The organism is Candidatus Eisenbacteria bacterium (assembly GCA_020847735.1).
In the GTDB taxonomy this organism is placed as follows: Bacteria; Eisenbacteria; RBG-16-71-46; order RBG-16-71-46; family RBG-16-71-46; genus CAIXRL01.
Window position 1 is genome coordinate 104,265 of the sequence record JADLBL010000008.1, and the last position, 12,500, is coordinate 116,764.

Here is a 12,500-nt window from a genome sequence, read left to right on the forward strand (position 1 = left end):
GGACAGGTGAAAGGAGGCCGTCCATTGCCGGACGGCCTCGCGAAAAAACGGTTCAGTTGAGCGCAAGCTCTCTGCGGAACATCGCCGACAACCGCAGGCTCCCCTCCATCTGCGCGTGCGGCGCGTTGGCCTTCTGCACCTCCGTGAAGGCGTTGAAGAGCGACCAGGCCGTCCTCGGCGCGAACTCCGGGTGCGGAGGCTCCTCCCAGGCCTCGATCACCTTGGGGAGTCGCGAGGCTGGCAGGACGCGCGCGCGGATCGCCTCGACCATGATGTGATGCGCGTGAGCCTGCGGGAGATCGAGGGCCTTCATCGCCGCGATCTCCGCGTCCATGCGCTCCCGCATGGACGAGACCTGCCCGAGCATCCGGTAGATCAGGTCCGGCAGGTCGCGGAACACGTTGATCGTGTGTTTCCGGCTCATGGACACCTCACCTGAGAAGGCGAGGTTGTCGCAGACGAAGCAGCGACTTTATGGGCAGTTGCACATTATGCTCAGAAGGTCAGGGAGCCCGGCGCAGTACGCCGACTTCTCCCTGGCCTTCCTTCACATAACTACTCCCACCTGAACCTCGCACGCCCACTCGACTACTGCGCGGCCTTAAGGGTCCGCCCAGTACGCAGTCACTTCTACCTGCGCTTGCGGATTTCGGAGATCATGGCCGAACGCGTGCCCATGTCTAGCCTGGTCCCGTGTTTGAGGACGATTGTGCAGGTCACCTTGTCACCGGGCATCGCCCCCAGCGCGGCGTCATCACCGACGCTATGGCCGCGGCCAGAAGCGGACCACGACGCCACGACTGCGACCCGAATTGAAGCTGGCTTCCTCGCTGTCATGGTCAGCCGATACGATCCGGTCGTCGGTTCTCGGACGTAGAATCTGGTGTAGTCGAGGCTGTCCGGCACCCCGCCTACCTCGGGAACGTCGAGTCGCTGACATCCTTTGAAGGTGCTCTCCCTTCCCGCTGGAGTGATCAGGCTGGCGCGCCCTGCTGGGTCAAGTAGTACAAGGTCAGCGTACATCCCGGTCACGGTGATGGAGAGATACGCGTCGGGCCTAGGCCCGCTACGCTCTACGATGGGGGCTGCGGCCGCTAGTGCCAAGATGGACAGTACGAAAAGGACAAGAGCCAATGGTCGCTGGAGCATCTACTCGCTCCGAGAGTCGAGACGCAAGCAACGCGCCACGATGGTCTCACCGGCGGCCTGAAGGCGAACGAAGTACAGCCCAGCCCGCATGAGAGTTCCAACGTCCCCGCGCCCATCCCACACCTCAACGTACGACCCGGCCGCGAGGACTCCGTCGGTCAGGGTGCGCACCCGTCGTCCGCTCACATCGTAGATGTCGATGCGGCTCTTTCCACCGAAGGGCAGATTGAACGCGATTCGGGAACTCCCCGCCGAAGGATTGGGCGCAATGCGCATACGCAGGCTCGACGGGGTTGCTTCCTCAAGCACCCCGACGGTCGAGTTCAGGGTGAGGGCGACAGGGTTCGGCGCTGCGGGGTCGACCGTCATGCCGAAGTAGCCCCTGCCACCGTTAGAGAGCGTTGCGCTCACGGCGACACCGCGCGCGGAGCCAAGGCCGTCTCGGTAGGTTGCGCTAAGTGCCATCGCCCCCGCGGCGGACGCCGTAGCTGTAAGCGCATAGGTCGTGGGGCCACTTACCGGCAAAACGATGAGATCGGCTGGGACGTTGTCAGAGGCCGGTGCTGTGGAGTTCCCAGGCTGCGCTTGTCGGACGGCGATGGCACCCGGAATGTTTGTTGAGTAGTCGTCGGTCACGGAATCGTAGGTGAGCACCTCGCCACCCGAACCCGTGAATTGCAGGTGCGCGTTTCCCGTCTGCCAGAGAGTCACGGTCGCGGGTTCAGTCTGAACGCCCGTTGCCGCAAAGGGGCCAGCCTGGGGCTCGGATCCGGGAAGTAGGCGTCCAACCCACGCACCAACAAAGCGATTTGCGTAGGACGCGAAGAGACTCGAGAGACCTGTCAGGTCAATCGGATTTGCGATCCCATACGTGCCGCGCGCCGCATGAGCTGACACGAACGCGGGACGCCATCCCGCTGACAGCACCCAGTGGGGGTTGGTCTTGCTTTCGCCGACGAAGAGAAGCGACGGCAGCGAATCGATCATCGCCGATTCCACTGCCTGCGCGGGGCTGTGTGAGGGCCCAAAGTAATCAAAGCCCAGCTTGGTCGTGCTCGTCGCAGTCGCGAGTCTCGCGACCTTGTCCACGTTCACCCCGCGGTACACCCATCCCTGCTGCCCCGGAGCAATCGGCAAACCCAAGTCGGGATGCGTGAGAATCAGGGCGTGAGCGCTGTCCACCACGGTGAAAGTGGCCAAGGCACCGCTGTAGTTCTCCGAAGTGCGATTCACGACGAAATCCGACCAGTTGCTAATCGCCAGGGAGGGCAATCCTGGCGGCGGGCTAATGGTCACTGTATCGCCCACGGCCTGCCCGCTTACTGCGACAATCTTGCACACGGCCTCGGGCTCGAAGCCTTGGTCCATCTGCATCGCGGCGTTCAGGGCAGGAACGCTGATCGGCGTTCCAACGTAAGTAAGCGCCGTAGCCAGATCAGCAAGGAAACAGCCGTACCCTCCGACCGTATGGTACGAGCCGACGATTGCTCCCGTCACGGGATCCTTGTAGCCACCATAATCATCACCGGAATAGGATTGCCCGCTCTGGTATTGTGGCACGATGCCCGCCCCCGTGCGGCTCTGCAGGTCGAATCGTGGCCACAGCGAGACCGCGTATAGTCTGCACCCCGCGTAGATGTGCGGCACGAAAGTACTGCAGAAGTGATCCAGGCTGATTGCCTCGACGCGGATCTTGCTGACCTTCTTCGGGACGCGTGGCAGGCGCAGTTCCTGCATGTCCAGGTAGTAGCCACCCGAGGCATAGAGCTGAACGACTAGCGGATCGTACGGCAAGCTTGTTGCCGGGAAGATGACGGTTGAGCCGCAGTTCACGTTGCTCTGAACGAAGTTGCGCACGTGCTGCTCGACGTTCAGTGTCGCAGCCCACGTCGAATTGTCCTCGTAGGTTACGGTCACGGTCGTCAGCGGCTTCAGGAAGTCGTAGAACTGATCGAATCCCGCGAAGACTAAGTAGGCGTTCACGCTGACGGCGACTGAAGTCGTCAGCCGCGGTGGGATGACGGCAAACTCGGCGTACGACGCTGGCGTTGCGCCGTTGACCTCCATGCCGGTTGCATCGTTGGGCTGGAGATTCAGGAGCGCCACTGTGTCCGTCACGCTTCCCACTGTGTGGAGCACCAAGTAGGCGGTGTCACTGAGCGACACCGGATAGAGGTTGACGTGATCCGTGGTGCCCGCCGCTCCACTTCGGTCGGCGTAAAGCGAGAACGTCTTGAACGCCGCGGCGTCGTTCGATGGCTGCGCCTGACCAACAGCGAGGCGGGCATCGCTCGCAATGGCAAGAAGTACAACGAGCACTACGCTCTTTGCTTGCACGCGAGTCGTCATCGCGGCCCTCCGTTTGGGCGCGAGGTGCCGGCTTGCTCGCTGAGCCGGCATCGCCGGCCCCGGCACGGATGTGCGTCGAGAGCGAGAACCGCTCGCCCCTTGAGAGCTAAGACTACACCCGGTGCGACACGGGTCAATGCCTCCTTGGTGGATCACAGCGAGTCAAGCCACGCCAACAGCGCCGCATCCCTCCTCCATCGTGGCGGCCGTGATGGACGCGCAATGCCATCGACCTGCTCAAGAGCCTGTCGCTTGGTCTCGACATTCGCCTGAGCGTAGAGGAACGTCGTGTCGAGGTGCGAGTGCCCCAGCCAGCTCTGGATCACGGTGACGTCGACGCCGGCGGCGACGAGGTGGACGGCCGCCGTGTGCCGGAACGTGTGCGGCGTGACGCGCTTCTCGCGCAGGTGCGGATGCAGTCGCTCGGCGGCGATCACGTACTGGCGGAGCCGAAGCCGCACACCCGAGGCGTGTAGTGGCTGGCCAAAGCGGTTGGTGAAGAGCGGCTCATCCAGGCCACGCGGACAGCGCCCGAGCAAGGCGCCGATGAGGTCGGCGGTCTCGGGCCAGAGCGGGCAGATGCGTTCCTTCCGGCCCTTCCCCATGAAGCGGACCTGGGCCGGAGCATCGAGCCGGGTGGCGCTCGGCGTCAGGGTGAGGGCTTCCTGAATCCGGGCGCCGGTGTTGTAGAGCAGCGCCAACAGTGCGTGGTCACGCTGGCCGGTGAGACTCTTCCGATCTGGCTGGGCCAGGATCGCGGCGACCTATTCGGGATCGAGGTAAGTGATCGATCGACGCGTCGACCGCTTTGTCGGAATCCTCAGCACGGCCGCACACTGCTCCGCCACGAATGGCTCGCGCGCGGCTACGAACAGGAAGAAGCTGCGCAGCGCCGCCAGCCGACAGTTGCGCGTGCTGACGCTGCCGTGCCGCACGCGCTCAACATGCTCGAGGAACGCCAGCACCTCGACCGCAGTGAGATCAGCGAAACCGAGAGCGGCCACCTCGCGGCGGCGGCGTCCGGCCACAAAGCGCAGGAATAGGCGCCAGCTGTCGCGGTAGGCATGGATCGTGTGGGGTGAGGCGTCGCGCTGCCGGGCCAGCCAGTCGTGGAAGAATGCCTGGAGCAGTTGCGGGAGCGACGGGGTCGTGAGCATGATGTCCTCCATCGAGGCTGGCGAGGAGCGCCGCACCGTGGGCGCGGAAACGCTCGCTCGCCAGGCCGAGCAACTCCTGGGTGATGGTGAGATAGACGAGCGTCGCGTGGATGTCGCGGTGCCCGAGATAGGTTGAGAGGTAGGGCAGTCGGCTCTGCGGGTTGATCCCTTGTCGGTACCACTCGAGCATCCGGTGGACGACGAACGTGTGGCGAAGATCGTGGACGCGAGGCCCGCGACGGCCCGCCTCCGGCTTGAGGCCCGCGGCGCGGATGACGAGGCGCAGGAGTTGTTCGGCAGTGATGTACGCGTAGCCACCCGACTCGTGGCAGAACAGCCGCGCATCGGGCTGTTGCGAGAGCCCGGCCCGTGCTCGCAGTTCGAGGTAGTCGCTGAGGGCGGCCACAACCGTCGGCTTGATCGGCAATCGGCGGGACTTGAAGAACTTGGTCTCGCGGATCTCGAGCGAGTTCTCCCCGGGCCGGAGATCACGCAGTTCCAGCCCGACGATCTCGCCCATCCGCAGGCCGACGCAGTAGCCCAGGACGATCATGGTGTGGAGCGTCGGCGGACGCAGTGGAGCGTGCGGCGATGGGAACTCGCGTGCCGTGCGCAGCAGGAGCCCGATCTCTTCGCGCGAATAGATGTGCGGGCGGCGCCGCTGTCGGAGCACGGCTTGCTTCAGCAAGCGGTCGAGAGCCGGCGGAGCCGGGACCTGCTGGTCGACCCGCTGCAGGGCTCGCAATAGCGTCCGTCCGATCCGGACGTGTTCGTACTTGTGAACGAACATGGAAAAGTGATCCATCCCGAACATTGAAAAGTAGACCACCCCTGTCGGGGGGCTCCGCCGGGGCCACGACCCGACACGCCGTAGGCTGACCCTCCGAGAGGGCGCGTGGAGCGCCCCGGTCCGGAGGGAGCCGATGGTCCGACAGGAGGTCTGGATGGACATCAAGCTGATGCACCGGCAGGGCCAGTCCCTGCGACAGATCGCCCGGGTCACCGGGCTCTCCCGCGTGACGGTGCGACGCATCCTGAGCTCGCCGGCGCCCAAGGGCTATGGCCCGCGCCGACCGCGACCGAGCAAGTTGGAACCGTACGTTTCCCGGGTCGAGGCGCTGCTGGCCGAACGCCCGCGCTCGACCGCGAGTTGGTTGCACCGCCAACTCGGCCGCGAGGGCTTCGCCGGCTGCTACGAGACGGTGAAGCGCTGGGTCCGCGAGCGGCGACGCGAAGAGCGGGCTCGCGCACGAGCGTGCGTGCGCTTCGAGACTGCAGCCGGGATCGAGGCGCAGTTCGACTGGAAGGGCCCGGTCCGCGGCCTGATCGAGGGGCAGCCTGGCCTGCCGGTGCACTTCTTCCGCTTCGTACTCGCGTGGTCGCGCGCGCGCTGGACGCTGGTCGTGCCCGACCTTCGGCTCGCCGCGACGCTGGCGGCGATCCGCTGGGCGTTCGAGCGTGCCGGCGGCGTGCCGGCCCGGCTGGTGCCCGACAACCCGAAGACGCTGGTGCTGCGGCCCAAGCCGCATCTCGAGATGCACCCGCAGTTCCTCGCGTTCTGCCGTCACTACGGCTGCGAGCCCGACCCGGCCTGGCCGTATCACCCCGAGCGCAAGGGCAAGACCGAGCGATCGCTGCGGGACCTCGACGAGGAGGGCGTGCTCGGGACAACCTACCCGAGCGTCGCCGCGCTGCAGGCGGCGGTCAGCGGCGTCGACGCGCTGCGCTTGGAGCGCGTGCACACCACCACGGGCGAAGCCCCCGCGGCGCGACTCGAACGTGAGCGTGCGGCGTTGCAGCCGCTACCCGAGATCGCGTTCGATCCGCGCGTCGCCGAGATCCGGCGCGTCCTGTCCGACTGCACCGTCAGCCTGCACGGTGCGCGTTACTCGGTGCCCTACGTGCACGTCGGCCGACGCGTCGTGCTCAAGGCCGATCCGCTCGGGGACCAGCTCGAGATCTTCGCGGGCGCCGAGTGCGTGGCGCGTCATGCGCTGGCCTCGCGCGGCACCTGGACGGTGCTCGAGGAACACGTGGCGCCGCTGCGCCGGCCACGCTTCGAGCGGTTGCGCGAACGGGCTGCGGTCGCGACGCCCGCACCGACCCCGCCGGCGCCGCGATCGGTCGTGCCGTGGCCGCTCGAGCGCGTCGAGCAGCGCGACATCGCCGCGTACGAGCAGGCCGTGGGAGGTCCGCGATGAGTCAGCCGACCTACGATCGTCTCGTCACCCATCTGGACCGGCTCGGGCTGGTGCGCGCCAAGGACATCCTGCCCGAGGTCTTGAAGGCGGCGGAGCAAAACGCCGATGGCCATGCCGCCGTGCTCGATCGGCTGTTCGAGGAGGAGATCGCCGCCCGCGAGGAACGCCGCATCCGCGGCTCGCTGCGCCTGGCCGGGCTGCCGTTCGTGCGCACGCTCGACACGTTCGACTTCGCCTTCCAGCCCTCGCTCGATCGGGCGCAGGTCCTCGACCTCGCCTCGCTGGCGTTCCTCGCGCGCAAGGAGAACGTCCTGCTGCTCGGGCCGCCCGGCGTCGGCAAGACGCACCTCGCCGTCGCACTCGCCATCTGCGCGTGCCAGAACGGCGCCTCGGTCTACTTCACCACGCTCGACGACATGATCCGCAAGCTGGCAGCCGCCGATCGTGTCGGCAAGCTCGACGCCAAGCTGCGCACGTTCACGACCAAGAGCCAGCTGCTCGTCGTCGACGAGGTCGGCTACCTGCCGCTGACGCGAGCCGAGGCCAACTACCTCTTCCAGGTCGTCTCGCACCGCTACGAACGCACCAGCGTGATCCTGACGTCGAACAAGTCGGTCAGCGAGTGGCCGGAGGTCTTCGGCGACCACGCCATCGCCACCGCGATCCTCGACCGGCTGCTGCACCACAGTCACGTGCTCTCGATCAAGGGCAACAGCTACCGGCTCCGCGAGCGGGCCATCGCTGCGACCCGCGTCCCCGAACCCCAACCCGTACCGGTGGCGTGAGGACCCCGGACGACCCCGTCCACACACCGCCCCGCCCCAGGGGGTGGTCCACTTTTCAATGTTCGAAGTGGTCTACTTCTCAATGTTCGTTGACAGTACTGGACTGCCGGCGAGCGGGGCTCGGCGGCGTAGGCGTGGATCAGACCATCGAGCGGCTCCGTGTCAGCCCCGGCTCGCTCCTGGGCAAAGCGGTCCAGGCGGAGGTACGGCTTCTCGTCGCACTTGTATCCGAGTGCCCGCATGCGCTCGACGTGATCCCGCAGCGCCGGGCCAACGTGGCTGCCGTAGCGAGGTGGTGGCCGCAGTCGTGCGAGAGCTGCGTCTGGATCCTCACTGAGCAGAGCGGGCACGATCGAGCGTGTTCCGCGGGGGCGACACGCCGCACGCAGTTCCGCAAACGGGTTGGCTTGCAGGTGGCCGCCGGCCACCAACCAGTCGAGGAAGGTGTCAACGATCTGGGCACGTCGGATCACGAGGGAGCGCGGCGAGACCGTGTCTCCCGCCCGCAGCCATGACTCGATCACTCCTCGGGACAGGGTCGTCGTCCGCGATCGCGCCATTACGAACCGCTGGAAGCGTCGCAGGACCGAAGCACAGCGTCGCCGCGAACGCAGGCCCCGATAGCCGAGTTGATCGACGTACTGCTTGAGCAGTGCGAACGAGGCATCCGGCCAGCCAGTCATGGCGTCACCTCCGGTGGCAACTCCAGCCCGACGTCGCGAAGGTCCTCAGTGGCGAGCTTGAGGTAGCTGTCGGTGGAGCTCGGTGAGCGGTGGCCGAGGATGTCGCTGATCGCCTTGAGCGAGACGGCCGCACGCAAGAGGCTGACCGCCCGGGCGTAGCGGAAGGCGTGGCAGCCGTGCTTGCCAGTCGGGGTGATCCCGGCCTGGCTTAGGCGTCTCCGGACGATGGAACCCAGCGACGATCCGCACGCGAAAGGTCGGTAGGGCGCGCGGGTAAAGAGAAACACCTGGCGATGCTCACTTCGAGGCCGCACGTGCTCGAGGTAATCGAGGATCGCGCGTCCGACGGGCGCCAGCAGCGGCAACTGCGATGGGCGATGGCTCTTGGACTGCGTGATCGAGAATCGCTCCCGCCGCCAATCGATGTCGTCGAGTCGCAGTCGGGTGATCTCACCTGCGCGCAGCCCGTAGGTCGAGAGCAGAAGCAAAATCGCGTAGTCGCGCCGACCAACGTCCGAGCGGTCACGGCGCGTCGTTGTGAGCATCGCCCTCACCTCTGCCTCCGTGAACGCCGAGGGGATGCCCTCGTTCCAGTAGAGCGGCGGGCGCGTGACGCATGCAGACAGGTCGCGACCAATGAAGCCGGCGCCGTGGAGGTATCGCAGGAAACTGCGCAGCCCCTGACACACGCCAACGCGGGTCGCGCGCCGAATCCCGGGCGCGCGCCAGGCCAGGAAGCCGTCGAGATCGGTCGGACCAAGCCCCTGAAGCGAGGCCGGACTTGCCCGAGTGCCAAGCCAGTCGAGGAATCGGTCGGCGGTACACCAGTCCTTGGTGAAGGTCAGGACAGAGAGCCCACGGATCTCCATCATCCAGTGGCGGTAGCCGTCATGCAGTTCCTTGCGGAATCGCTCGCGTGGGGTCGCTGGCGGCGGTGGAGGTGGTGGCCAGCTCCCTTGCGCCAAACGAAAGAGCAGGTGGATGGGCGCCGCATGACGCGTGAGCCATCCACCTGCGTTGGGATCTCGGCCGTGGCGCCGCTGGAAACGGCGGCGCTCGGCCGCAAGGTACGAACTGACGTGGGAGCACTGGGCGCTGCTGATGTCGACACGTCGGCGTTGCAGGAACGCGAGGAAACGGCGTGTCGTGGCACGAAAGCGCTTGAAGGTCTCGACCGTGTAACCGTGTGCGGCCAGGTGGACCCTGCCGCGTTCCACCCACGGCTCGTCCGAATCGAAGCGCGTCATGGTGCACCTCCCCGGGTTGGAACCGGAATGGTGCACCCCTCCCGTTATGTTGAGGAACAGTGGTTCGATCTGTCGGCCGGGGCGGCTTCTGTGGCGTCAGATGCGCATAATCAGGCCCTGCCCATAATGCCGGTTATGACGAGGTACGCATAAGCGGGAGCCGAACGTGGCGCCAACGGCCAGGGACCGGTCGTACGACGACCTGAGCCCGATCGCGAGCGCGTAGTCGCGGGCGCTGTGACCGTTGGTGCAGGTCAGGACGCCGAACATCTGCGCCCCTTCCCGCGCCAGCGCGAACTGCGACGACGTGATCTCGAGCCCGAAGCGCGGGATGTGCAGCTCGACTTCTTCGACGAAGCGGTCGTACGGCACCGGGAAGTAGCTCTCGGTCGGCTCGGGAACGGGAACGGCGGCGAGGTCGGCCTTGGTGGCCTCCCACCCGCCACGGTGCAGCATGAGCGTCATGGCGCCCTCCTATGATCTTGGGCTTGGGGTGATTGCCTTGTCGGGATTGAAAGGTACGATGCGGGCGGCGAGTGAAGCCTCCCGCGCGGCGAGATCCGCCGGGAACACCGACCAGTCGCCGTAGTACGTGCCGTCGTAGAAGACGAGGTCTTCGACGAAGTGGAGATCGCCGTCGCCGGCAGGCTCAGGAAGCCCCAGCTTGATCTCGCTTAGGTAGGTCACATGCACGTAGTCCACCAAGAAGACCGGGCCCTGCGAGCCCCAGTTGTCGAGGCTCTCGTCGGGGCGCAAGCGTCCGTGGAACAACTCGAGGGCCACCTGGGCGCTCACAGCAGCTGCCGCGAGCGGAAGCTCACGACACCGCGACTGGCGACCACGACGTGATCGAGCACGCCGATGCCCAGCAACTCGCCAACCTCGACGAGTCGCTTGGTGATTGCGAGATCCTCCTCTGAGGGCTCGGGGTCGCCCGAGGGGTGGTTGTGCACCAGCACCACGGAAGCGGCTGAGGCCAGGATGGCGGGCTTGAACACCTCGCGCGGATGAACGATCGAGGCGTTGAGGCTGCCGACCGAGACGGTCTCGACGGCGTCCACCTCGTGCCGAGCGTTCAGCAGGACCACGAGGAAGTGCTCGCGCTCGAGCCGCCTCATACGCGGCAGGAGCTTGGCGACGTCCTCGGGGCCTCGGATCAGGACGGGCTTCCTTCCACGGTAGCGGCGGCGGGTGAGTTCTCGGACATACACGGGGTGGCTCCTTGCAGGGGCGGGAAAGAAGAAGGGCCCCAAGCGACGTGCGCGAGGAGCCCCATGGTTGGAAAGAGCGAACAACTGACGGGAGAAGGTGCGACGAGTCGCCGACGTTTCGGAATCAGCAGCCGTCCGTGGCCCCCGATAGCACGCAACGACCACTGAGGGTCCTACGCGCCAGCGATCTCGCCGACACCTTCCCCGTCACTGATGGCCACGAGTTGCTCGTCGGGCCAGGTGCCGCGCCACTGTTGGCAGTGGGCGAAGTACTCGCACTCGGTGCAACGCCAGCTCGGGTTGGGAAAGAAGTGCTCGGTCTCGATCGCGAGGGACACCTCGCGGATGAGGCGAGCGGTCCAGCCGAGATCCTCGACCGACCGGGTGGTTGGGTGCCGCTCCAGCCGCGGCTTCGCGGTCTTGAGCAACATGTCGAGGCGGAGCTTGGGGATGTCCCCGTGCTGGAGAAGGAACGCGAGCGCGTACGTCGAGAGCTGCAGGTGCCGTTCGAGCCCTCCTTGTTCGAGGGTCCGGCCGGCAGTCTTCAGGTCGACGAGCGTCTGGTCTGCTTCCACGAGGTCGATGATCCCGCGGATACGCACATCGAGGAGTTCTCCGGTCTCGGGATCGACCAGGTCGAGCTCGAATGGCTGCTCGACCGCGACCGGCATGGTTCCGTTCCCGGACTCCACGTAGAGCTGGAGCATCGCGCGGCCCTTCTCGGCCAAGGAGTCCTTCGACTCCCGCTCCGAGAAGACGAGCGGCTCCACGTTCTGTGCGTACCAGTCCGCGTCAAAGACCTTGAGGACTTCGGCCATGTCAGCCGTGCGCCCGGCGAGCCGCTCCTTGTGGAACCACTCGACGGCGGCATGCACCGACGTGCCGAATGCCATGGAGGCGACCCGCCACGGCCTCGGGATCTTGTCGATGTACTGGAAGCGGTACTTGAGAGGGCAGCCGAGGTAGGTGTTGACCTGGCTAACGGAGATGACGCGCTTCGGCTCCATTCCCGCCGTTCCCGTTGCCGGGGGCGGCGTTCAGGAGCTCGTCGATCATCTTCGTGGCGGCCACCTTCGTGATCTCGGCGAGATCCGAGACCTCGAAGAGGTCCTTCAGGCGATTCTCGGCGGCTTCCTTCTGGAATCCCTGGCCCGACATGATGCGGAACAGGTACCTGCGCTGCGCTTCGGACATCGGCTCGTTGCCATTGCTCGACCGGGGCGGTCGGCTGTGGCCGTTGCTGCGCGAGCGCGCAGTTCCGTTGCCGTTGCCGGAGTGGCGAGGTGAGCGGGCGGCGATCGGGGCACCCGACCCGGGGCTAGAGTCCCGGTTCAGGCTGACGCCGTCCAACTCCTCGTAGGAGACGACGCCGACATTGACGGCGTCGCGGAGAGCGCGGGCCTTGGCCCGGGTCTCGGCCACGCGGATCAGGTGCGGTGCGAGGAACTCATCGACGTTCTCGGGACAAGCATCGCCGACAGCTTCGAAGAGTCCCTTCGCGGTCTGGACCTCGGCCTTGACGATGGCGAGGCGACCATTCTCCTCCGTGGGGATCTGGAGGATCGAGGTGCAGACCTTGAGCAGGCCTTCCTCGTGCGCCTGGTTGAGCAGGCCGGCATAGAGTACGACGTCCTTGGAACCGACGACGTTGCCCACGCGGTCATGGACATCGACCGTGCGGACGAGTTGCTGATCGGCCTTCATGGAAGGCCTCCTGA

General features: G+C 66.1%; 10 protein-coding genes and 2 pseudogenes. 2 read left to right on the forward strand and 10 right to left on the reverse strand.

All coding sequences use genetic code 11. The features are described from left to right. Positions 1-52 precede the first annotated feature (52 nt). From IT347_04125 to IT347_04140, 4 genes and pseudogenes are all read right to left on the reverse strand, one after another. Entirely contained in the window at positions 53-424 is a 372-nt protein-coding gene (locus tag IT347_04125) for a DUF932 domain-containing protein (protein MCC6348766.1), read from the reverse strand. A gap of 725 nt (positions 425-1,149) precedes the next feature. Further along, positions 1,150-3,498 carry a T9SS type A sorting domain-containing protein gene (locus IT347_04130; protein ID MCC6348767.1) on the reverse strand — a complete coding sequence of 783 codons (2,349 nt, stop codon included), beginning with the start codon at positions 3,496-3,498 and terminating at the stop codon, positions 1,150-1,152. 152 nt (positions 3,499-3,650) lie between these two features. After that, positions 3,651-4,655, reverse strand: a pseudogene (locus IT347_04135) (tyrosine-type recombinase/integrase). Positions 4,656-4,698: 43 nt separating this feature from the next. Next, positions 4,699-5,688: pseudogene (locus IT347_04140) on the reverse strand (tyrosine-type recombinase/integrase). Between IT347_04140 and IT347_04145 the strand changes: the two are divergent. Both IT347_04145 and IT347_04150 read left to right on the forward strand, forming a co-directional pair. Further along, positions 5,600-6,856 carry an IS21 family transposase gene (locus IT347_04145; protein ID MCC6348768.1) on the forward strand — a complete coding sequence of 419 codons (1,257 nt, stop codon included), beginning with the start codon at positions 5,600-5,602 and terminating at the stop codon, positions 6,854-6,856. The pseudogene IT347_04140 and the gene IT347_04145 sit on opposite strands and share 89 nt — an antisense overlap. Next, positions 6,853-7,641, forward strand: a complete 789-nt coding sequence (locus IT347_04150; GenBank protein ID MCC6348769.1) for an ATP-binding protein — start codon at positions 6,853-6,855, stop codon at positions 7,639-7,641. Before IT347_04145 ends, IT347_04150 begins: the two co-directional genes overlap by 4 nt. 679 nt (positions 7,642-8,320) lie before the next feature. On the opposite strand, the gene IT347_04155 is transcribed toward IT347_04150, so the two are convergent. The 6 genes from IT347_04155 to IT347_04180 all read right to left on the reverse strand — a co-directional run bounded on the left by IT347_04155 (position 8,321) and on the right by IT347_04180 (position 12,486). Continuing rightward, positions 8,321-9,571, reverse strand: coding sequence for a tyrosine-type recombinase/integrase (locus tag IT347_04155; GenBank protein ID MCC6348770.1), 1,251 nt, complete (start codon positions 9,569-9,571; stop codon positions 8,321-8,323). A 96-nt stretch (positions 9,572-9,667) separates the two neighbouring features. After that, positions 9,668-10,036, reverse strand: coding sequence for a hypothetical protein (locus IT347_04160; GenBank protein MCC6348771.1), 369 nt, complete (start codon positions 10,034-10,036; stop codon positions 9,668-9,670). A gap of 9 nt (positions 10,037-10,045) precedes the next feature. Then, entirely contained in the window at positions 10,046-10,366 is a 321-nt protein-coding gene (locus IT347_04165; GenBank protein ID MCC6348772.1) for a hypothetical protein, read from the reverse strand. Beyond that, the gene (gene radC / locus IT347_04170; GenBank protein MCC6348773.1) at positions 10,363-10,947 is read right to left on the reverse strand and encodes a DNA repair protein RadC; all 585 of its coding nucleotides are present in this window, start codon (positions 10,945-10,947) and stop codon (positions 10,363-10,365) included. The genes IT347_04165 and radC overlap by 4 nt, the downstream gene beginning before the upstream one ends. An 8-nt stretch (positions 10,948-10,955) precedes the next feature. After that, on the reverse strand, positions 10,956-11,789 hold the full coding sequence (locus IT347_04175; GenBank protein MCC6348774.1) for a PD-(D/E)XK nuclease family protein: 834 nt from the start codon (positions 11,787-11,789) through the stop codon (positions 10,956-10,958). Then, on the reverse strand, positions 11,761-12,486 hold the full coding sequence (locus tag IT347_04180; GenBank protein MCC6348775.1) for a hypothetical protein: 726 nt from the start codon (positions 12,484-12,486) through the stop codon (positions 11,761-11,763). The genes IT347_04175 and IT347_04180 overlap by 29 nt, the downstream gene beginning before the upstream one ends. Between the last annotated feature and the right edge of the window lie 14 nt (positions 12,487-12,500).